Origin of the sequence: Cupriavidus pauculus (genome assembly GCF_008801835.1) — a bacterium.
In the GTDB taxonomy this organism is placed as follows: domain Bacteria; phylum Pseudomonadota; class Gammaproteobacteria; order Burkholderiales; family Burkholderiaceae; genus Cupriavidus; species Cupriavidus pauculus.
This window is the reverse complement of sequence record NZ_VZOW01000053.1, coordinates 1-22,022: the sequence shown is the minus strand read 5'-3', so window position 1 is coordinate 22,022 and position 22,022 is coordinate 1. Positions and strand designations below refer to the sequence as shown.

Here is a 22,022-nt window from a genome sequence, read left to right as displayed (position 1 = left end):
CGCAGATGTCGGCGCGCGCAGCTTCCGCCGCCGCTGCGTTGGCGCAGGCTGTGCCGACGGGCGGCGGCGCGCCCGTGGCGGCCACGGCAGCGCCGTCGAGCGCAGCAACGGCCGGTGCGCCCGGCACGATCGGCGCGCGGCTCAGCGAGAAATTCGGCGAACGATTCAACCAGCGCTGGCTGGAATCGCGCCTGGGCCGCGCGGTGGTCACCGCGGAAGAGCAGCAACTGCTTGAACAGTGCGGCTTCTACGGCGTGCGACCGCGCGCCGTGTTCGGCGGGCTGCGCGTGCTGGCGCCAACCGCGGTGGCGTTTTGCGTGTTGCTCTGGCGCATCGATGGCACGTTGACGTCGACGCTGATGTGGACGTTTGCCGCATTCGCCGTCGCGTTTCTGCTGCCGAAGATGATGCTGCGCCGCTGGGCACGCAGTCGTCTTGCGCAGGTGGTCGAGGAATTGCCGATCTTGATCGACATGCTGCGGCTGCTGCAAGGCGTCGGCCTGTCTATCGACCAGAGCCTGCAGATCATCGTCGTCGAGTTCGGCGCCATGCTGCATGTGCTGGGGCCGGAGCTGCAGCGCGCCAACCAGCAGTTTGCGTCGGGACGCGCGCGCGAACAGACGCTGGCGCGCATCGGCAAGCTGTTCGACGACGAGGACCTGAAGAGCCTGATTACGCTGCTCACACAGGTGGATCGCCACGGCGGCGCGGTGCAGGAGCCGCTGCGCCAGTTTGGCGAACGCCTGCAGACCGCGCGCAAGGCACGGATGAAAGACAAGGTCGGCAAGCTGACGGTCAAGATGACCGGCGTGATGGTGGTGACCCTGCTGCCGGTGCTGCTGATCCTGACCGCCGGCCCGGGCTTTCTGGGCGTGATTCGCATGCTTGCGCGCATGAACGGAGGACATTGATGACCTTGACGACACGGCGCCTTTGCCTGATGTCGGCAGCCGCTGCGCTGGCGCTGCTGGGCGGATGCGCGGGCACGCCCAATAGCGCCGACGCCATGGCCCGCCAGGCCGATGCACAGATTCAGCTTGCGAAGTTGCAGGACAAGGAGGCGCGCGCCGAATACGACGACCAGAACGTCTATCTTGGCCTGATCGGCCGCATGCAGCAGGAGGGCATGTATTACGCTTCTCTGGCGCATATCGACGCGTTCCAGAAGCGCTTCGGCACCAACACCGCGCTGCAGGTGCTGCGCGCCGATGCACTACGCGAAACCGGGCAGGACGACGCGGCGCTGCAGGCCTATCGCGAACTGCTGACCACCGATCGCGCCGGCCGCGCGCACCATGGCATCGGCCTGGTGCTGGGCCGGCAGGGCGATTTCATCCGCGCCGCTGGCGAGCTGCGGCAGGCCGCCGCCATCGATCCGGTCAACGCGCAGGTGGCCAACGATCTCGGCTATGCGCTGATGCGCGCCGGCGCGTTGCAGGACGCGCGCGTGCCGGTGATGCAGGCACTGGAGCTGGACGCCAACAATCCGCGCGTCATCAGCAATGCCGTGGTCTGGATGCTGGCGGCCGGCAGGCGCGGTGACGCCACGGCGATGATGCAGCGCGCGGCGATGCCCGAGCCCACGCGCGCGGCGATCCGCAAGGAAGCGGACCGCGTGGCGCGCGCCGCGCAATTGCGCGACAAGGCCGCGGCGCGCACCAGTCCGGGCGCCAACGCACAGAAGAGCCAGAACAGCCAGAACACGCAGGACGGCCAGGCCGTCGCCTTGAATGCAGGGGTGAAATCATGACGCTTTCCATTTGTACCGGCATACGCCTCGTTGCCATCGCGCTGCTGGCGGCGGCGTCTGCCGCGTGGGCGCAACCTGCACCGGCATCGCCGGACGCGCAGATATCGCCCAACGATGTGCCGGTTGGCGACACCACGCGCGCCCTGCTGGCGATCCAGCGTAACGGTTCGCAGGCCGGCAAGATGCTGCCGTTGTCCGGCGAGCAGGCCGCGCTTGGCTATGGCCGCTACATGCAGAGCTTCCAGCATCCGTTGCCGGCGTTCTTTACCGGTCAGGCCAGCGGCAGCCCGCTGCGCGGCGGTGCGGGCAGCCAGCCGCTGGGCGGACAGTCCAACGGCCAGTAACGCATCGGAATCGGGCCGATCATGCGTCGCCACGCCATCGCTCGTCACTCGCGCCAGCGGCGCGGTGCCATCACCGTGATGGCCGCCGTGCTGATCGCCACCGTGGCGATTGGGGCGCTGGTGTCGATCGACATCGGCTTCGTGTTCTACAGCCAGCGCCAGTTGCAGAAGACCGTCGATCTGGCGGCGCTGTCCGGCGCGCAGCAACTGAAGCGCGCCGACGATGTGCCGACTGTCACCGCTAACGTGATGGCGTCGGTCAACGCGGCGGCCAGCCAGAACGGCTATGCCGCCGGTGTGGCCGCGAACTGCGCCGACGTGGCGGCGGGTGCGGCCGACGGCCTGCGCGCGTGTCTGGGTCTATGGGATCCGGCCAACGCGGCCAACGGCGATGCCGTGCGCCATTTCAATCCCGGCTACGACGCGACACGCGTGTCGCCCAACGCGGTGCGCGTGCAGGCCACGCTGACCGTGCCGATGCTGTTTGTGCTGCCCGGCGGCCCGTCGCGGCAGTTGCGCGCGGAAGCCATCGCCGCCGGCAGTCCGCCCGTTGCGTCGTTTTCGCTCGGCAGCGGCCTGCTGGACGTGAATTCGGCCAACGGCATCCTGAGCCTGCTGCTGGGCAACAGCGTGAACCTGTCCGTGGCGGACTGGAACGGGCTGGTCGGCGCCAACGTGACGCTGGAGCAGTTGCGCCTACAGGCCGGCGTCGGAACGATCGACCAGTTGCTGAACACCGCGCTGTCGATCCAGGATTTCTATGCGCTGTTGCTGAACGCGGCGGGCAAGCAATCATTGCTGAACGCCGCGCTCGGCAGCCCGGCGACGCAGCTCGGCCTCAACGGCATCGGCACCAATCTCACGCTTGCGCAATTGCTCGATCTGGGCGTGCTGACACCGGCCGCATCGTCGGCGGCAGAGGTCGGGCTCAATGTGGCGTCGCTGTTGACCACCGCGGCGTACGTGGCGCGCGGCACCAGCGCGGTGGATCTGAGCGGATTGAATGTCCAGATTCCCGGTATCGGTCAGGTGGTGGGTTCGATGTACATCATCCAGCCACCCCAGGTGGCGGTGGGGCCGGCAAAGCAGCTTCCCGACGGCACATGGAAGACCACCGCGACCACCGCACAGGTGGATCTCAAGCTGGCGGCGCAGGTGCATGTTGCCGTGCCGCTCGTCCTGTCGATCGACCTGAACCTGCCATTGTGGATCCGCGTGGCACAGGCCAAAGCCGATCTGACCAACCTGCAATGCGCCGCAGCGCCTGCTCAACGGCGCGCCACGATCAGGACTTCCACCGGCGTGCTCGGCGCCTGCCTGGGCAACGCGGGCGGGACAGGCTGCGCCACCGGGCCAGTGACCATTGCAAATGTCACGGCACTCGGCCCGCTGGTCAATGCCAAGCTGACCGGACAGCCGACCAGTCAGAACGGCGCCGCGACGTCTGGCACCGATATCGTGCTGGCGCCCGGCAGCAACGCGCAAACGTCCTCGACCGCGCCGCTGACCGATGCCGTCACGGGACTGCTTGGCGGGCTCAATCCGACGCTCGATGTCAACTTGCTGGGACTGGGCGTGATCAATAGCTCGCCGACAAGCGTGCTGGCTCAGGTGCTGACGCCGCTGACAAAACTGCTGGACCTGCTGGTGACGAAGCTGACGGCCGTGCTCGGCATCAGCCTTGCGAACGCTGAAGTCTGGCTTAACGGCGTGGACTGCAATAACGCCGAACTTGTGTATTGAATCGAACGATCATGAAAGCAGACCGCTGGGCCTACGAGACCCTTGAAGTCTATGTGTGGGAAGGGCAGTACGAGATTGCCGATCGCGTGGCGCGCTTTCTCACGCCGCTGGGCGTCGAGGTGATCCGTGCCGGCGCGCTCGACGCGTTGCCGGGCGAGCCGCGCGTGAAGCCTTGTATCGCCGTGATCAGCGCGTCGGCCATCGGATCGGCCAAGTTCACGCTCGACTGGGAGGCCGCGCATGGCATGCCCGTGATCTGGGTCGGCGCGCCGGACCGCGAGAACGATCCCGGCCGTTTTCCGCCGGAATACGCGCATATCCTGCCGCACGATTTCACGGGCGCCGATCTGCGCGCGCAGATCGGCAAGCTGATGCCGCAGTTGCTGGCCGCGGCGCAAACGCGGCCCGATGTGGCCGACCTCGTGGCTGGGTCCGCGGCGATGCTGCAATTGATGGAGCAGGTCGATACATTCGCCAACTTCGACAGCAACGTGATGCTGTACGGCGAAACCGGCGCGGGCAAGGAGCGCATCGCGCGGCTGTTCCATGAACGCAATGCCACCTATGGCAAGGGCCCGTTCGTCGCCGTCAATTGCGGGGCGATTCCCGATGGACTGTTCGAATCGCAGTTCTTCGGCCACGCCAAGGGCGCCTTCACCGGCGCGATGTTCGCGCATCGCGGGTTCTTCGAGCAGGCCACCGGCGGCACGCTGTTTCTGGACGAAATCGGCGATCTGCCGCTGTTCCAGCAGGTCAAGCTGCTGCGCGTGCTCGAAGAGAATGCCCTGACGCGGCTTGGATCGACCATGGCCGTGAAGCTCGATTTCCGTCTCGTGGCCGCCACCAACAAGGACCTGCGCGAGGCGGTCAGCCAGGGCAAGTTTCGCGCTGACCTGTATTTCCGTCTGGCCGTGATCGAATTGCGGATTCCGAGCCTGGAGGAACGGGGGCCGGCCGACAAGGTGGGCCTGCTGCAATCGTTCCTGCGCCACACGATGGGCGCGCAGCGCTACGACGCCTTACCGCCGATGCCGGACTGGCTCAAGGGCGCGGTAGGCACCGCGTTCTTTATCGGCAACGTGCGCGAGCTGCGCAACCTTGCCGAGCGCATCGGCATCACGGTGCAGCAGCGCGGCGAGTGGGACGAGGAACGCATCCGCCCGCTGTTCCGGTCGCTGCGTCCGGGCGCGTTCGATGGCACCGAACGCAGCGATCCGCGCGGCGATGCCGAGGAGCGCCGCCGCATCATCGCCGCGCTCGATGCCAATGGCTGGCGCCGCCAGGACACGGCCGCCTGCCTGGGCATCAGCCGCAAGGTGCTGTGGGAAAAAATGCGCAAATTCCAGATTGCCGACAGCGAAGCCGAGCCGGTCTGATCGATCGATGTGCCGTGCGCCGGGCCGGCGACGTTATGATGCGGGACCGCACGGTGACGCCGTGCTTTCCGCGCCACTACGCCGAAGGACCCGAATTGCGTTTTCTCCACACCGCCGACTGGCATCTCGGTCGGATTTTCCACGCGCGCAGCCTGCTTGAAGATCAGGCGCATGTGCTCGACCAGTTCGTCGAACTGGTTCGCGATGTGCGGCCCGACGCCGTGCTGATTGCCGGCGACGTCTATGATCGCGCGGTGCCGCCGCCCGAGGCGGTGGCGCTGCTCGACGACGTGCTGGCGCGCATCGTGGTGGATGCGGGCGTGCCGGTGGTGATGATCGCGGGCAATCACGACAGCGCGCAGCGGCTCGATTTCGGCGCGCGCCTGCTGTCCGCGCGCGGTTTGCACGTGGCCGGCCGCGCCAGCGCCGACGCCACTTGCGTGACGCTGCACGATGCGCACGGCGAAGTCCGCATCTATGCGCTGCCATACGCGGAGCCCGCCGCGGTGCGCGATGCATTTGGCGTCGAGCTGTCGTCCCACGAGGCGGCGCTCGGCGCGCAGCTCGATGCGATCCGCGCCAGCCATCCGCCGGGCGTGCGGGCGGTGGCCGTTGCGCATGCGTTCGTGGTGGGCGGCGCGGTCAGCGAATCGGAACGGCCGCTGTCCGTCGGCGGCAGCGGTGCGGTGGCGGCGGATCTGTTCCACGGTTTCGACTTCGTCGCATTGGGCCATCTGCATCGGCCGCAGACCATCGGCAGGCGCGTGCACTACGCGGGATCGCTGCTCAAGTATTCGCTGTCCGAGAGCGAGCATCGCAAATCCGTCTCGCTGATCGAGATCGGCCAGAACGGCGAGGTCCGTATCGAGGCCATCGCCTTGCAGCCGCTGCGCGACCTGCGCATCGTCAACGGCGAACTGGCGCAACTGATCGCGGCGGGCATGGCGGACGCGCGGCGTGACGACTACATTCATGCGGTGCTCACCGACACCGGCGCGCTGCTCGACCCAATGGCGCGGCTGCGCGAGGCATATCCGAACACGCTGGCCATCGAACGTGCGATCCTGTCGCGCAGCGGCACGGCCGGCGAGGCCAGCCGCCGGGTGCGGGAAACGGATACGGGCAACTTGTTCGCCAGCTTCTTTCGCGAAGTGGCGGACATCGATCTGGACAGCGAGCAGCGTCGCGCGTTGGACGCGCTGCTGGCGCGCATGGAGGCATCGGAAAGGGAATCGGCATGAAACCGTTGCACCTGAAACTGCAGGCCTTCGGCCCGTTCGCAGCCACCGAGACGATCGACTTCACGCGGCTGGGCGAGCAGGCATTCTTCCTGATTCACGGCCCGACCGGCGCGGGCAAGACCACACTGCTGGACGCCATCTGCTTTGCGCTATACGGCGATACATCGGGCGGCGAGCGCAACGCCCAGGACATGCGCAGCGCCAACGCCGATGCCGCGCTGCGCACCGAGGTCACGCTCGAATTCTGTCTTGGCGCGACGCACTACCGCGTCACGCGCTCGCCCACGCAGGACCGGCCCAGCCAGCGCGCCGCCGGCGGCTTCGTCAAGGAAACGGCGAAGGCGCAGCTCGATGTGATGATCGACGGCACATGGAAGAGCCACGCGAGCCAGCCCAGCCGTGTCAGCGATGCGGTGCGCGAGCTGCTCGGCTTCGACAGCGCGCAGTTCCGCCAGGTGATCGTCCTGCCGCAGGGCCGCTTTCGCGAACTGCTGACCGCCGATTCGCGCGCACGCCAGGGCATTCTGGAGCGTCTGTTCCACACCGAGCTGTATCGCCGCGTGGAAGAACTGCTCAAGGAGCAGGCCGCCACGATCCGGCGCGAAGCGGAGGACATCGAGGTAAAACGCAAGGCGCTGCTCAACCAGCATCAATTGCAATCGGTGGAGGCGCTGGCCGAACGCATCCGGGCGCGGCAGGAGGCGCTGGCCGAACTACAGCGCCGCGAGGAACTGGCCCGGACGGCGAGCGAGGCCGCACAGGCTTCGCTGCGCAAGGGCGAACTCGAGCACGCGCATATCAAGGCGTGGCACGAAGCACAGGGCGCTCATGCGGCGCTGAGCGCGAAGATCCCCGCCAGGGATGCCGATCGCCTGCGTTTGCAGGCGGCCAGGCGCGCCGCGCAGGTCATGCCGGCGGCACAGCATCTGCTTGCGGCGCGCCAGGAGCACGGCGCGGCGCAGGTGGCGCTGACCCAGGCGCAAGCCGTGGCGGCGCGCGCGGCGCAGGCGGCGGAACTGGCCGACAAGGCGTTGCGCGCCGAGCACGCACGACACGAACTGCGGCTGGCAACGCAGCGCACGGTGACCACGCTGGAAAACCTGCTGCCGCAGGCGCGCAAGCTGCAAGTAGTGCGCAATGCCATGGCACAGGCGCGCACCGCGCTGGCGACGGCGCAGGCGGCGCACGCGAAAAAGATCGACGCCTTCAACGCGATTGGCGCGACGCTGAAGACGCTGGAGGCCGACGTGGAGCAGGCGCGCCGCGATGGCGCCGGCGTGCAGACATTGCAGATGCAACTGGCGCAGGCGCGCGAGCGTGCGGCGCGCATCGCGCGCTGTCGTCAGATCGAGCAGGAACTTGTGCCGCTGCGCGCGGCGCAGGCGCGGGCCGAAGCGCAATCGCGCACGGCGGCGCAAGCCCGCGATGCCGCGCGCGCCACGATGCGGCAGGCGGAAGTCGACTGGCGCCACGGCCAGGCAGCGCGCCTGGCGGCCGGACTCAAGCGCGGCGAAAGCTGCCCGGTGTGCGGCGGCAAGGACCATCCGGCGCTGGCGCAGCAGGTGTTGGCGCTGGTGACCGACGATGATCTCGATGCCGCGCGCGCCGCACTGCAGCGTGCCGAGGACGCGTTGGCCGAAGCCAGCGCATCGCATCAGCAGGCTGGCCACCAGGTGGCCCAATGGCAGGCGCGACTGCAGGATCTGGCCGATGCCGCCGGCGATATCTCCGATGCCGGCCTGCAGGCCGTCGATGCGGAGATCCACGCGCTGGGCGCGGCACTGAAAGCTGCTGAGCACGCAGCAAACCAGGCGCAGATGCTGGACCGGCAGATCGCGCAGGCGCGCCAGGCGCGCGATGCCGCAGAGGCCGAGATGAAGGCGGCGGACGCGCTGGCGCGGACGGCGGAACAGGAACACGCGCGGCTGGATGGCGAGTGGCAGACCAGTTGCGCGCAAGTGCCCGAGGATTCGCGCGATCCCGATGCCATGGCAGCTGCGCTGGCTGCGGCGCAACGCGAGGCCGGCGCGCTCGAAGCGGCCTTGCAGACCGCGCAGGGCGCCGAGCGCGACGCCGTGGCGCAGCGGGCTGGCGCGACGGCGGCGTTGGCATCGGCGCAGGCGAACTTCGAACAGGCCAGTGCGCGCGTGGCGCAACGCGAGGCGGCGCTTGCCGAGGCTATGGCGGCGGCCGGCTTTGATAGCGAGGCGGCCTATCAGGCGGCGTTTCTGGCCGACGACGCGATCGTCGCGCTCGACGACGCGTTGCGCGCATTCGATGTGGAACTGGCTCGCGCGGCTGAATGGCTCGCACGCACGGCGCAGGCCGCACAGGCGTTGCAGGCGCCCGATCTGCCGGCATTGCTCGCGCAGCGCGACGCTGCCGCCGCGACGCTGGAGGCTGCGATCCGCGAGCGCAGCGAAGTCGTCGCATCGCGCGACTTGCTGCTGCACTGCCAGAGTCAGCTCGAATCGCTGGCCCGCGAGGGCCGCGACGTCGAGACGCGTTACGCCGTGCTGGGCCGGCTGTCGGAGGTGGCCAACGGCAACAATCCGCGCCGCATGACATTCCAGCGATACGTGCTGGCCACCTTGCTCGACGAGGTGCTGGAAGCGGCGTCGCTGCGGCTGCTGCGCATGAGCCGCGGACGCTATGCGCTGCAGCGCGTACGCGAGCAGGGCGACCAGCGCATGGCCGGCGGGCTCGACCTGGAAGTGTTCGACCACGACACGGGCAGCGCACGGCCGGCCAACACGCTTTCCGGTGGCGAGGGGTTCCTGGCGTCGCTATCCTTGGCTTTGGGGCTGGCCGATGTGGTGCAGTCGCGCGCGGGCGGTATCCAGCTCGATACGCTGTTCGTGGACGAGGGCTTCGGCACGCTCGATCCCGAGAGCCTCGACTTCGCCATCCGCACGCTACTGGATCTGCAACAGGCGGGCAGGCTGGTCGGCATCATTTCGCATGTGTCTGAACTGCGCGAGCGCATCGACGTCCGGCTGGAGGTCAGGCCCGGCGCCGGCGGCAGCCAGGCAGTCCTGCGGATGCCGTAGGCGCCTGGGGCGGCCGCGCCAGCGCCTATGCGGGCGCGGCGCGGGCGTCACAAGCGATTTTGCGCGACGGGCGCAAGCGCGTCCGATTATCGCCCGCGACGCGTTGCCCCTTATTGACCCTCTTTTGAGCCCGGGTGTAACCTCTGTTCATTCTGCGAATTGAGGTTCTAATAGCGAACATCGCTGTTTTGTGATTCGCAGCCATTCGTCGAAGCCGCCCCCAAGACGGCTCATCAAAACAACTGCAAGATTGTTGGACCCGGTCCTGAGGCGGTCGCCGCGAAAAGCGCGAGGGTCGCCAGATCAGGACGTCCGTCTGAGCAGACTGCCGGAGACATCTTTGCGTGCCGCCCTTTTGCGGCCGGTCCCGGCGCGACGCCAGACCCTTCCGTACTGGAACGCAAGTGATCAACAAGCTATATGACTCGGTGGAAGCGGCAGTGGCCGGCATCCACGATGGCGCCACGATTCTGATCGGCGGTTTCGGCCTGGCTGGCATGCCGGCGGAACTGATCGACGCCCTGATTGCCCAGGGCGCGCGCGACCTCACCATCGTCAACAACAATGCCGGCAACGGCGACACGGGCCTGGCGGCGCTGCTGAAGACCAAGCGCGTGCGCAAGATCATTTGCTCGTTCCCGCGCCAGGTCGATTCGTACGTGTTCGATTCGCTGTTTCACGCGGGCGAGATCGAACTGGAACTGGTGCCGCAGGGCAACCTGGCCGAGCGCATCCGCGCCGCCGGTGCCGGCATCGGCGGCTTCTTCACGCGCACGGCCTACGGCACGCCGCTGGCCGAGGGCAAGGAAACGCGCATCATCGACGGCCAGGGCTACGTGTTCGAGAAGCCGATCCACGCCGACTTCGCGCTGATCAAGGCCGACAGCGCCGACCGCTGGGGCAACCTCACCTATCGCAAGACCGCGCGCAATTTTGGCCCGATCATGGCCATGGCCGCCAATTGCGCGATCGTTCAGGTCAGCAACGTGGTGGAACTGGGCGAACTGGATCCCGAGCACATCGTCACGCCGGGCCTGTTCGTGAAGCGTGTGGTCAAGGTTGGCGGCGCCGCTGCCAAGACCGCCTGAGCGTAGAAGGAGAAACGACATGCAACGCCTGACCCGCGACCAGATGGCCGCCCGCGTGGCCAAAGACATTCCGGACGGTGCCGTGGTGAATCTCGGCATCGGCCTGCCCACGCTGGTGGGCAATCACCTGCCCGCCGACCGCGAAATCCTGCTGCACAGCGAAAACGGCCTGCTCGGCATGGGCCCCGCGCCCGCGCCCGGCGAGGAAGACGGCGACCTGATCAACGCCGGCAAGCAGCCGGTCACCATCAAGGCCGGTGGTTCCTATTTCCATCATGCCGATTCGTTCGCGATGATGCGCGGCGGCCATCTGGACTTCTGCGTGCTGGGCGCGTTCCAGGTGTCAGCGAAGGGCGACCTGGCCAACTGGCACACCGGCGCGCCGGGCGCGATCCCGGCCGTGGGCGGTGCGATGGACCTGGCGATCGGCGCCAAGCAGGTGTTCGTGATGATGGAACACCAGACCAAGCAGGGCGAAAGCAAGATCGTGCCGGAATGCACGTATCCGCTGACCGGCATCGGCTGCGTCACGCGCATCTATACCGATCTGGCCACCATCGACGTGACGGCGGACGGACTGGTCGCCCGCGATATCGTCGAAGGCCTGTCGTTCGACGAACTGCAGCGCCTGACCGGCGTGCCCCTCAAACAGGCCGTAGCCGCCTGAAACCCCACCACCACGAGCGAGACAGAACATGAGCGACGCATTCATCGTTGACGCCATCCGTACCCCCATCGGCCGCTACGGCGGCAGCCTGTCCGGCGTGCGCGCCGACGACCTGGGAGCGGTGCCCCTGAAGGCGCTGATGGCGCGCCACGCCAACCTGGACTGGTCGGCGATCGACGACGTGATCTACGGCAACGCCAACCAGGCCGGCGAAGACAATCGCAATGTGGCGCGTATGTCGTTGCTGCTGGCGGGCCTGCCGGAAGCCGTGCCGGGCGCCACCATCAACCGCCTGTGCGGTTCGGGCATGGACGCCACCGGCACCGCCGCGCGCGCGATCAAGTCGGGCGAAGCCAACCTGATGATCTCGGGCGGCGTGGAAAGCATGAGCCGCGCCCCGTTCGTGATGGGCAAGGCCACCTCGGCGTTCTCGCGCGATGCGCAGATCTTCGACACCACCATCGGCTGGCGTTTCATCAACCCGGCGATGCGTGCGGCGTACGGCGTGGATTCGATGCCCGAGACCGCGGAGAACGTCGCCACCGACTACAAGATCAGCCGCGAAGACCAGGATCTGATGGCGCTGCGCAGCCAGGAAAAGGCGTCGCGCGCACAGGCCGACGGCACGCTGGCCCAGGAAATCACCGCTGTCACGATTCCGCAAAAGAAGGGTGACGCAATCGTGGTCGAACGCGACGAGCACCCGCGCGCCACCAGCATGGAAGCGCTGGCCAAGCTGCGCGGCGTGGTGCGTCCGGACGGCACCGTGACCGCCGGCAACGCATCGGGCGTGAACGACGGCGCCTGCGCGCTGCTGCTGGCAAGCGAAGCGGGCCTCAAGCAGCATGGCCTGAAGCCGCGCGCCCGCATCGTCGGCATGGCCACCGCCGGCGTGGCGCCGCGCGTGATGGGCATCGGCCCGGCGCCGGCCACGCAGAAGCTGATGAAGCAGCTCGGCATGTCGCTCGACCAGATCGACGTGATCGAACTGAACGAAGCGTTTGCCGCGCAAGGCCTGGCCGTGCTGCGCCAACTGGGCATCGCCGACGACGACAAGCGGGTCAACCCGAACGGCGGCGCGATCGCCCTCGGTCATCCGCTCGGTATGAGCGGCGCGCGCCTGGTGACCACCGCCATGTATCAGCTCGAGCGCACCGGCGGCCGATTCGCCCTGTGCACGATGTGCATCGGCGTGGGTCAGGGCATCGCGATGGTGATCGAGCGCGTCTGATTGCGTTTGCGCCGCCCCGTACCTGTTCGCGCGGGGCGGGGCGGCAAACCGTTTGTGCATCGCGCTCAACTTTTCTAGCTTCCCGCCGTTAATCGGACTGGGAAGCTTCAGTGGTGTCTCTTCCCCAACGAGGTAGAGCATTGCGGCCAGGCCGACGGGCTCGCCGGTCTTGCCGCATCTTTTTCTGACTGACCCGGCGTTATGCGCCGGTGCGGAGTACTGAGATGTCCCTTCCCGTTGCCACGCTCGTTACCGGCGCCAGTTCCGGTATCGGCCGCGCGATTGCCGAAATGCTGCTCGCCGATGGCGTGACCCGCGTGATCAATGTCGACTATGCCGCGCCGGCCTGGTCGCATCCGAACATGACCTTTTTCCAGGCGGACCTGACCGATGCCGACGCGACGCGCGCGGTGGCCGCGCAGGTTTGCTCGCAGTTCGCGGTGACCCGCCTGGTGAACAATGCCGGCGCCACGCGCCCCGGCACCGCCGATACGGCAACCGCCGCGGATCTCGATTACGTCGTGGGCCTGACGCTGCAGGCCACGATGCTGCTGACCCAGGCCTGCCTGCCCGCCATGCGCGCGGCCGGCTTTGGCCGCATTGTCAACATGGCCTCGCGCGCGGCGCTGGGCAAGCCCGAGCGCGTGGTGTATTCCGCGGCAAAGGCGGGGCTGGTTGGCATGACCCGAACGCTGGCGATGGAGCTGGGCGGCGACGGTATCACCGTCAACGCCGTGGCACCGGGTCCCATCGCCACCGAGCTGTTCCGCAAGAGCAATCCTGAGGGCAGCGAACAAACACGGCGCATCCTGGCAAGCATCGCCGTGAAACGCATGGGAACGCCGGAGGACGTCGCGCGTGCCTCGCTGTTCTTCCTTGCGCCCGAGAATGGTTTCGTGACGGGACAGGTGCTGTACGTCTGCGGCGGAACCACACTGGGCGTGGCGCCCGTATAAGAAAGTTGCCCGCCCCCAGGCACGGGGTGGAATAGCGATTCAAAAAGCATTGCGCCCGCGGCGCTCAAAAGGTTCTGCCGCGGACGTGCATCAATTCCTGGAGCACAAGATGAGCATCACCAAGCAAACTTCGAAGGCGCGCAGACGCCTGCTGGCCGCCGGTGTGGCACTGGCCGCCGGCTTTGCCGCCATGTCCGGCGCGCAAGCACAAGGCACCTATCCGACCAAGCCGATCACGATGATCGTGCCGTTCTCGGCCGGTGGCACCACCGACATCCTGGCGCGCATCGTCAGCCTGCAGCTGGGCAAGGCGCTGGGCCAGCCGGTGGTGGTCGACAACCGCCCGGGCGCTGGTGGCAACATCGGCGCATCGCTGGCCGCCAAGGCGCCAGGCGACGGCTACACGCTGTTCATGGGCACCATCGGCACGCACGCGATCAACCAGTCGCTGTACTCGAAGCTGCCGTATGACCCGGTCAAGGATTTCGCGCCGATCACGCGCGTGGCCATGGTGCCGAACATCGTCGTGGTGAACCCGAAGGTGCCGGTGCACAACGTCAAGGAACTGATCGCGTACGTCAAGGCGAATCCGGACAAGCTGTCGTACGGATCGTCGGGCAGCGGCTCGTCGATGCACCTGTCGGGCGAACTGTTCAACTCGATGACGGGCCTGCATATCCAGCACATCCCGTACAAGGGCAGCGCCCCGGCCGTGAACGACCTGCTGGGCAACCAGATTGGCCTGATGTTCGACAACCTGCCGTCGTCGTTCCAGCACGTGAAGGCTGGCAAGCTGCGTGCGCTGGCCGTGACCTCGGCCAAGCGCTCGCCGGCCCTGCCGGACGTGCCGACCGTTGCCGAAGCCGGCGTGCCTGGCTATGAAGCAACGTCGTGGTTTGCGCTGTACGCCACGGGCGGCACGCCGCAGCCGATCGTCGATCGCCTGAATGCCGAAGTGGTCAAGATTCTGGCCATGCCGGAAGTGAAGAAGCAGATGGCCGAGCAAGGCGCCGAACCGAACCCGGAAAAGCCGGCGCAACTGGCGGCGTTCATGAAGTCCGAAGCTGCCAAGTGGGCCAAGGTGGTCAAGGCCTCCGGCGCCACGGTGGACTGATCGCCTTCGCCGGTCGCATCGGACCGGCGTCACGGCAATGAAGTCGTAGTACCGCAGTCGAAGTATCGAAGTCGTCGTACTGCAAACCGGCCATGGGGCATCCCATCGGCCGGTTTTTTTACGTCCGCAGAAAAAAGAAGGCCCGCGAGGTTATCGCGGGCGCAAATCCCAGGTCCGTAGGGGACAGGAGGAGACAAAACGCGGTTTCGTCGGATCCGGCCGCGTGGCGGCGGCCCGCGCATCAGAACAGGCTGTACTTCACCACCTGTTCTTCCACGCCGACAAAACGGACCAGCTGCCGCAGGCCGCTGGCGTATTCCTTGATATGGTGGCCTTCCGGCGTATCGGGCAGCCGGTAGTAGATTGGGGCCGTACCGGCGCGCGCGCGCGCTGCGCTGATCGTCGCCGATCTGTCGCCCGCAGCGGTGCCTTCCGTAAATTCCGGTCTTGCGTTCATGGACAACTCCCGAGTGATGCATGGCGCAGAACGTTGGGCCGGAAGAAGAAAGTCGCGCGCATGCAGGTAGCAATGTCTGGAATGTATTTCAGGCGGTCGGGAAATGCCATTTCGTTTTTTTTACATCACTATCGATTTAACTGACGCAATTGTCATTTTTTCACTGCAATTCGGCAGTCGATGCCCGGAGCGTCCGGACTGCCGGTATCTGATCCGCGAAACACTCAGGGGTTAACGGCATGACGCGCCGTGACTTGCGCGTTACCATAGCCACCACCCTGAACATCCGCGGTTGGGGGCAGCAACCTTCGTGCCAACCCCACCGCCTTCCCCACCGGCGAATGTCCACCCAACACGCGCTTCTGATTTCCCTGATCGAGAAACCGTCATCGGGCTACGACCTGGCGCGCCGCTTCGACAAGTCGATCGGCTATTTCTGGCACGCCACGCATCAGCAGATCTACCGCGAACTTGGGCGGATGGCAGAACTGGGCTGGATCGCGGCGGCCGAGAACGCCGGCGCGGCTGCGGCGGGCCAGGGCGACGGCGTCGAAAAGAAAAACCGCAAGAAGGTGTACGAGGTGCTGCCGGCGGGGCGCGACGAACTGGTGCGATGGGTGCTGTCGCCAAGTGCCGGACTGGATCAGCGCGAGGAAATTTTGGTCAAGTTACGTGCAGATGCTGCAATCGGACCGCTTGGCCTAGATCGCGAAATGACGCGGTTGATCGCGCTGCACGAGGATCGTCTTGCGCTGTATCGCGAAATCGAACGCCGGGATTTTTCCGGCGAGCTGGACCGCCGGCAGCAAATCCAGTACGCGCTGCTGCAGCGGGGCATCCGTTTCCAGGAGGATTGGGCCGCCTGGGGACGCGCGTTGCTCCCGCTGCTGCAGATGCCAAAGGCGGACAGCGGCGGTTGAAACTGGCGCGGGACCGGCCCGCGCCATATCGTTGTGACGACTGATCGTGATTCGCGAGCGATCTCAGGCGATGTCGGCGGTGCGCGCGGCGGCCGCCGTATCGGCCAGGCCCAGGCGGCGACGCGCCAGCGCGTATTCCTCGACAAAGCGGCGTACCAGCTCGGCGGCAGGCACCACGCGCTTGATTGCGCCCACGCCCTGCCCCGCGCCCCAGATGTCCTTCCACGGCTTGACGCGGGTCGAACCGAAATTCATCGCCGTCGCATCCGAGGTCGGCAGCGCCTCGGGATCGAGCCCCGAGCGCACGATGCTTTCGCGCAGGTAATTGCCGTGTACGCCCGTGAACAGGTTCGAATAGACGATGCCGTCGGCGTTGCTGTCGACGATCATCTGCTTGTAGGCGTCCTGGGCGTTGGCTTCGTGCGTGGCGATGAAGGCCGAGCCGATGTACGCCAGATCCGCGCCGGCGGCCTGCGCGGCCAGCACGGCGTCGCCGCTGGCGATGGCGCCCGACAGCAGCAGTGGGCCATCGAACCATTCGCGGATCTCATGCAGCAGCGCGAACGGCGACAGCGTGCCGGCATGGCCGCCCGCGCCAGCCGCCACGGCGATCAGGCCGTCGGCGCCCTTGTCGATCGCCTTGCGTGCGAAGGTGTTGTTGATGACGTCGTGCAGCACGATGCCACCATACGAATGCACCGCTTCATTGACTTCCACGCGCGCGCCCAGCGACGTAATCACAATGGGCACCTTGTAGCGCACGCACAGTTCCAGGTCGTGTTCGAGCCGGTCGTTGGACTTGTGCACGATCTGGTTCACCGCGAACGGCGCGGCGGGGCGATCGGGATGCTTGTCGTTGTGTTCGCCAAGCTCCGTCGTGATGCGGTCCAGCCATTCGGCCAGCTTTTCCGCCGGGCGCGCATTCAGCGCGGGAAACGATCCCACCACGCCGGCCTTGCACTGGGCGATCACCAGGTCAGGATTGGAGATGATGAACAGCGGCGAACAAACGGCCGGCAGCGACAGGGATTGCAGCAGGGCAGGAATGGCCATGGCGGATTTCTCTCTGGTTGGCGCCCGCTTGCGGCGGACGTTGGAATTGCATCGAGGAACGGATTTGGTGGACTCGATTTCGCACACTATGCAACTGGTTGCATTGTTGGATGAAAGTTAGCACGTTCTGCGCGATCGATGCAACCGGTTGCAATGGTCGTTTTACGAAAGAGATGCCCGCGAAATCAAGCGCCAGTGGCGTATTGTCTACAATGAGCGCATGGATCGACCTGCGCATTCCGGAGAGTCAGTGGCAACTAACAAAATGAGCGACGCCGCCGCGGCCGCCGGCCCGGACGGACTGTTCGACGCCGATCTACAAGCCTGGTACGCGAATCCCGAGCGCGCTTTCGACGGCTGGCTGGCGCGCCACGGCTTTCGGGCCGGCACGGCGGTGGTGTATCGCGCCATGTGGGGCAAGCTGTTGCGCTGGTCCGCCGAGCAGGGGCTGCCGCCGTTGAAGTGGTCCGCCGCACAGATCGGCGCGTTCCTGGATGCGCAGAATCTGCATAAACGTCATCGCTATCGGTATGCGCGGCTGATTGAGCGCATATTCCATCATTTGTCGACGCTGCAGCAGAATTTGCACAATCCAGCCAGCCAGGCGGTCAAGGCGCATCTGGCGGAAGGAGAGAACGATCCGACCGCTTTCCTGCTCCCCGGCGAACGCGATCTGCTGGTGGCGCGTATCCTGGCGCCGGCGGTCCTGGGGGCGCCCGAAACGCGCGACATTTCGCCGACGCAGTGGAAGCGCGCGCGCGACGTGGGCTTGCTGGCAGTGCTGCTGGGCGCCGGGCTCAAGGTGGCGGAGGTACGCGCGCTGCGGATCGAGGCGCTCGAGGGCATCGACGGCGGGGCGATGGCGATCCGGATGACGCGCCCCGATAATGGCCGTACCTATATGGCGCCGCTGTTTGGCTTCGCACATCAGCCGCTGCGCCACTGGCTGGCCACACGCGCCGCCGCGCAGACGCTTGGCACGCTGGTGTTTCCGGCGATGGCGAATGGCCGCCCGATGCACGCCGCGTCCGTGTATCGCCGCATCGAGATTCTGCTGGAGGAGGCCGGCGTGCTGGCCAGCCGCAGCGAGCGCGCTTCGCCGCAGACCTTGCGCAATACCTGCGGCGCGATGCATTTCGACGCGGGCACGACGCCCGCTGCCGTCGCGCAATTGCTGGGCATGCGCGATCTGGAATCGGGATGGCGCCTGCATGCGGCCTATGAGGCGTGGCAGGCACGCGTGGGATTGCCGACCATGGCGCCGCCCGCAGCGCGGCAGGGCGGCGAAAACGGGCAGCCGTAATTTTGGCCGGTTATGATGTCGGCCGCTGGCGCGCAATGGCACGGACGCTGGCAAATTGCTGTTTTTGAAACGATTCTCGTACGTTGGACATTTCATGGCTGAAACCCTACTGCTGACTGGCGCCACTGGCTATATCGCTTCGCACACTTGGGTGGCGTTGCACCAAGCGGGCTACAACGTGATCGGACTCGATAATCTGTGCAACAGTAATCGTGAAGTTGTGAACCGGCTGGCGCGAATTACCGGCGCGACACCCCATTTTGTGGAAGGCGATGTGCGCGACCGCGCGCTGCTGGACCGCCTGTTTTCCGAGCACAACATTTCGGGCGCGATTCATTTCGCCGCGCTCAAGGCCGTGGGCGAATCGGTGAGCAAGCCGCTCGAGTATTACGGCAACAACCTCGAAGGAATGATCACGCTTTGCAGCGCCATGCAGTCGGCGGGCGTGATGCAACTGGTGTTCAGTTCGTCGGCCACCGTGTATGGCAATCCGCATACCGTGCCGATTCTGGAAGATTTCCCGTTGTCGGCCACCAATCCTTATGGCCAGACCAAACTGATGGGCGAGCAGATTCTGCGTGATCTGGAAATCTCGAATCCGGACTGGCGCATTGCCTACCTGCGATATTTCAATCCCGTGGGCGCGCATGAAAGCGGCCTGATTGGCGAGGACCCCGGCGGCATTCCCAACAACCTGATGCCATATGTGGCGCAGGTGGCCGGCGGGCGTCGCGAAAAACTCAGTGTTTATGGCGGCGACTATCCCACCGTCGACGGCACCGGCGTGCGCGACTATATCCACGTCTGCGACCTTGCCGACGGCCACGTGGCGGCGCTCGATTACCTGCGCCGCCATCCGCGCGGCATGACGGTCAACCTTGGCACCGGCCGCGGCTACAGCGTTCTGGAGGTAGTAAAGGCCTACGAACGTGCCAGCGGACGGCCGATTCCCTATGAAATCGTGGCGCGCCGCGCGGGCGATATCGCGTCGTGCTATGCCGATCCGGCGCTCGCCTACGAGCTGCTCGGTTGGCGCGCCCGCCACGATATCGACCGCATGTGCGAGGACTCGTGGCGGTGGCAGTCGATGAATCCGATGGGATTTGCGGCGTGATGGCCTGATCCAGACATAAAAAAACCGGGCTGTGGCCCGGTTTTTTTATGGTGCGACGCGCGGCATGCGCAGCAGGGATATTGCTCAGCGGATCAGGAAATCTTCCATCGACTTGCCGCTGGCCAAGGCCTGCGTCAGCCAGCCCGGACGCTTGCCGCGGCCGGTCCAGGTATTGCCGGCGGTATCGCGATAACGCACCGGCACCTTGCGCACGGCGGTCAGCTTCTTGCCGGCGGCAGCCTTGCCGCCAAATCCGAGGTCTTCGGCGGTCAGGCCAAATTGTTCGATTTTCTCGCGAATATCGGCGATCACTGCAGCCTGCTCGCGTGCCTTGATTTCTTCCGCCTGCTTCTGCAGTTCGCTGATTTTCTGAACGATTTCCTGATATGTCGCCATTTGTATCCCTCGATTTACTGGTGGGTCGTGAATTGACGAAAGGAATTATAACCACAGTCGCGCGGGCTGCAAATCCCCTTTCCGGCTTTCGCCTTGAAATGCGAAAACTCTCAATTAGGAAATATCGGTGAACTTTTATCGCTTGGCCGGGTCGCGCCGCACTATCCATCCAGGCAGCCCCGCTGGCCGCGCCGCAGGCGGAGATTGACAGGCGATTCGTCGCGGATGGCGCAACCGTGCAAAGGCGCGAAGAAATACTGATTTCGGCCTCCGAATTAATCGATCATTCCGCCCGACCGTATCGCCTGCGCCACCGCGACGCCAACGGGCGCGCGGTATTTTTATTTTCAGGTTTTTTCTAGCCCGGGCGCTTGCTGTTCCATATTTGGTGCGCTGATGTGCGTCAGTCGCCATTCGGAGAAACCTATTTGGAGTGCACCTCAAGGATGCAACGTCCCTGACCGTTATCGAGACCTGAGCAGGCCGTACGGGGTGTCGGGCTGCCGGACCGAAGCGTGGGAGTGGCTTCGGGTTATCTCCTAATGAGTCAGCACATCATGTCCTTTCATCAGAATATTCAGATCAAGACCCTTTTAAGGGCCGCCATGGCCGCGCTTGCCGCGATCCTGCTGCTCGTGGGCGGGGCCGGGCTGTACGGCATTTCGCAGTCCAATGATGCGCTGAAAGAAACCTACGCCAACCAGCTCGCTTCGTCGCAGGCGCTGGCCGAGGCGATGCTCGGCACCACGCGCCTGCGCCTGGCGCTGGACCGCGGCGTGATGCCGGGCAGCGAGAACGACGACGCGAAAAAGCACGTCGAGCGTTCGATGGTGTTCGTCGAGTCGTCGGACCGGGGCTGGAAGCGCTACACGGCGCTGCCGCAGAATGACGAGGAAAAGGCGCTGGCGACCGCGCTGCAGGCCCAGCGCCGCGAGTTCTTCGACAAAGGCGTGACGCCGTGGCAGCAAGCGCTGCTCGGCGGCAACCGCGAGGAAGCGCTGCGCATCGGCCGCGATGTGATGCCGGATCTGCAGCGCAGCCTGGCAGCCGCGCATGAGAAGCTCGAGAAATTCCAGATGGATGCCGGGCAAGCAAACTTCAGCGGCGCGCAGGCGCGCTTCGAAACCATCCGCGTGCTGTCGATCGCACTGATCGTGTTCGGTATCGCCATTGCAGTGCTGGCCGCCACGCTGCTCCAGCGCGCCATTGTGCGGCCGGTGGAGGAAGCGCTCTCGGTGTTCGAGCGCATGGCGGCCGGCGACCTGACGTCGCGCATCACCAGCATGTCGAAGAACGAAATCGGCCGCATGATGACCGCGCTGGCCAAGATGCAGGACAGCCTGTCGGGCATCGTGTCCGAAGTGCGCGGCGGCACCGACTCCATCGCCTCGGCCACGCAGCAGATCTCGGCCGGCAACACCGACCTGTCGCAGCGCACCGAGGAGCAGGCCGCGTCGCTGGAACAGACCGCCGCCAGCATGGAAGAGTTGACCACGGTGGTGCGTCAGAACGCCGACAACGCGCGCCAGGCCGGCATGCTGGCCGGGGAGGCGTCGCAGATCGCCATGAAGGGCGGCGATGTGGTGGGCCGCGTGGTCGACACGATGAACGAGATCAACGGCGCATCGCGCAAGGTGGTCGAGATCATCGGCGTGATCGAGGGCATTGCCTTCCAGACCAACATCCTGGCGCTGAACGCCGCGGTGGAAGCGGCGCGCGCCGGGGAACAGGGCCGCGGCTTCGCCGTGGTGGCCGGCGAGGTGCGCAGTCTCGCGCAACGCAGCGCCAATGCGGCGAAGGAAATCGAATCGCTGATCAGTGAATCGGGCCAGCGCGTCGAAAGCGGCACCAAGCTGGTGGCCGAAGCGGGCCAGACCATGGGCGAGATCGTGCAGGCGGTGCGCCGCGTGACGGACATCATGAACGAGATCAGCGCCGCTTCGCAGGAGCAGACCACGGGCATCGAACAGGTCAACCAGGCCGTCGCGCAGATGGATCAGGTCACGCAGCAGAACGCGGCGCTGGTCGAGGAAGCCGCGGCTGCCGCGGGTGCGCTGGAAGAGCAGGCGCAGAAGCTCAAGAGCGTGGTGTCGGTGTTCTCGCTGGCCGACGACGGCGGCGCCGCGCGTCACGCCGGCACGCCGACGCGCCCGGCGCATACGCTGCCCGCGGCGCCGGCCAACACCGCGACGTCGGGCGCAGTCGCCGCCCCGGCGCTG

Annotated in this window: 19 protein-coding genes; 16 read left to right on the top strand and 3 right to left on the bottom strand. The window is 66.1% G+C overall.

Annotation, left to right across the window (positions count from 1 at the left end):
* The 12 genes from F7R19_RS28230 to F7R19_RS28175 form a co-directional block, all read left to right on the top strand.
* A partial coding sequence (locus tag F7R19_RS28230) for a type II secretion system F family protein (RefSeq protein WP_322790272.1) occupies positions 1–911 on the top strand: 911 nt, incomplete at its 5' end.
* Positions 911–1,750, top strand: a complete 840-nt coding sequence (locus tag F7R19_RS28225; protein ID WP_223506011.1) for a tetratricopeptide repeat protein — start codon at positions 911–913, stop codon at positions 1,748–1,750. The genes F7R19_RS28230 and F7R19_RS28225, both read left to right, overlap by 1 nt.
* Entirely contained in the window at positions 1,747–2,094 is a 348-nt protein-coding gene (locus F7R19_RS28220) for a DUF3613 domain-containing protein (RefSeq protein ID WP_061959783.1), read from the top strand. The genes F7R19_RS28225 and F7R19_RS28220 overlap by 4 nt, the downstream gene beginning before the upstream one ends.
* A 21-nt stretch (positions 2,095–2,115) precedes the next feature.
* Positions 2,116–3,837, top strand: coding sequence for a TadG family pilus assembly protein (locus F7R19_RS28215; protein WP_223506013.1), 1,722 nt, complete (start codon positions 2,116–2,118; stop codon positions 3,835–3,837).
* Between the two features lie 11 nt (positions 3,838–3,848).
* The gene (locus F7R19_RS28210) at positions 3,849–5,213 is read left to right on the top strand and encodes a sigma 54-interacting transcriptional regulator (RefSeq protein WP_061959785.1); all 1,365 of its coding nucleotides are present in this window, start codon (positions 3,849–3,851) and stop codon (positions 5,211–5,213) included.
* Positions 5,214–5,308: 95 nt separating this feature from the next.
* Positions 5,309–6,454 (top strand): exonuclease SbcCD subunit D, encoded by a 1,146-nt coding sequence (locus F7R19_RS28205; protein WP_150982869.1) that lies wholly within the window; start codon positions 5,309–5,311, stop codon positions 6,452–6,454.
* Positions 6,451–9,504 (top strand): AAA family ATPase, encoded by a 3,054-nt coding sequence (locus F7R19_RS28200; protein ID WP_150982868.1) that lies wholly within the window; start codon positions 6,451–6,453, stop codon positions 9,502–9,504. Before F7R19_RS28205 ends, F7R19_RS28200 begins: the two co-directional genes overlap by 4 nt.
* Positions 9,505–9,908: 404 nt before the next feature.
* On the top strand, positions 9,909–10,592 hold the full coding sequence (locus F7R19_RS28195; RefSeq protein WP_150982867.1) for a 3-oxoacid CoA-transferase subunit A: 684 nt from the start codon (positions 9,909–9,911) through the stop codon (positions 10,590–10,592).
* A gap of 19 nt (positions 10,593–10,611) precedes the next feature.
* Entirely contained in the window at positions 10,612–11,259 is a 648-nt protein-coding gene (locus F7R19_RS28190; protein ID WP_061959788.1) for a 3-oxoacid CoA-transferase subunit B, read from the top strand.
* A gap of 28 nt (positions 11,260–11,287) precedes the next feature.
* Entirely contained in the window at positions 11,288–12,490 is a 1,203-nt protein-coding gene (gene pcaF / locus F7R19_RS28185) for a 3-oxoadipyl-CoA thiolase (RefSeq protein ID WP_061959789.1), read from the top strand.
* A gap of 224 nt (positions 12,491–12,714) precedes the next feature.
* The gene (locus F7R19_RS28180) at positions 12,715–13,446 is read left to right on the top strand and encodes an SDR family NAD(P)-dependent oxidoreductase (RefSeq protein ID WP_061959790.1); all 732 of its coding nucleotides are present in this window, start codon (positions 12,715–12,717) and stop codon (positions 13,444–13,446) included.
* Positions 13,447–13,555: 109 nt separating this feature from the next.
* Complete coding sequence (locus tag F7R19_RS28175) at positions 13,556–14,560, top strand: Bug family tripartite tricarboxylate transporter substrate binding protein (RefSeq protein WP_061959798.1); 1,005 nt, start codon at positions 13,556–13,558, stop codon at positions 14,558–14,560.
* 241 nt (positions 14,561–14,801) lie between these two features.
* Here the strand turns inward: F7R19_RS28175 and F7R19_RS28170 are convergent, their stop codons facing one another.
* Entirely contained in the window at positions 14,802–15,017 is a 216-nt protein-coding gene (locus F7R19_RS28170; protein WP_061959791.1) for a hypothetical protein, read from the bottom strand.
* A gap of 341 nt (positions 15,018–15,358) precedes the next feature.
* On the opposite strand from F7R19_RS28170, the gene F7R19_RS28165 reads away from it, so the two are divergent.
* Positions 15,359–15,937 (top strand): PadR family transcriptional regulator, encoded by a 579-nt coding sequence (locus F7R19_RS28165; RefSeq protein WP_061959792.1) that lies wholly within the window; start codon positions 15,359–15,361, stop codon positions 15,935–15,937.
* Positions 15,938–16,000: 63 nt separating this feature from the next.
* On the opposite strand, the gene F7R19_RS28160 is transcribed toward F7R19_RS28165, so the two are convergent.
* Positions 16,001–16,990, bottom strand: a complete 990-nt coding sequence (locus tag F7R19_RS28160) for an NAD(P)H-dependent flavin oxidoreductase (protein WP_150982866.1) — start codon at positions 16,988–16,990, stop codon at positions 16,001–16,003.
* A 265-nt stretch (positions 16,991–17,255) separates the two neighbouring features.
* Here F7R19_RS28160 and F7R19_RS28155 point away from each other — a divergent pair, with 265 nt between their 5' ends.
* Positions 17,256–18,293 carry a tyrosine-type recombinase/integrase gene (locus F7R19_RS28155; RefSeq protein ID WP_061959794.1) on the top strand — a complete coding sequence of 346 codons (1,038 nt, stop codon included), beginning with the start codon at positions 17,256–17,258 and terminating at the stop codon, positions 18,291–18,293.
* A 94-nt stretch (positions 18,294–18,387) separates the two neighbouring features.
* A complete protein-coding gene (gene galE / locus F7R19_RS28150; protein WP_061959795.1) occupies positions 18,388–19,407 on the top strand; it encodes a UDP-glucose 4-epimerase GalE in 1,020 nt (339 codons plus the stop codon).
* Positions 19,408–19,491: 84 nt separating this feature from the next.
* On the opposite strand, the gene F7R19_RS28145 is transcribed toward galE, so the two are convergent.
* A complete protein-coding gene (locus F7R19_RS28145) occupies positions 19,492–19,803 on the bottom strand; it encodes an H-NS histone family protein (RefSeq protein WP_061959796.1) in 312 nt (103 codons plus the stop codon).
* Positions 19,804–20,360: 557 nt separating this feature from the next.
* Here F7R19_RS28145 and F7R19_RS28140 point away from each other — a divergent pair.
* Positions 20,361–22,022 (top strand): methyl-accepting chemotaxis protein (locus F7R19_RS28140; protein WP_150982865.1); only part of this gene is annotated, 1,662 nt, incomplete at its 3' end.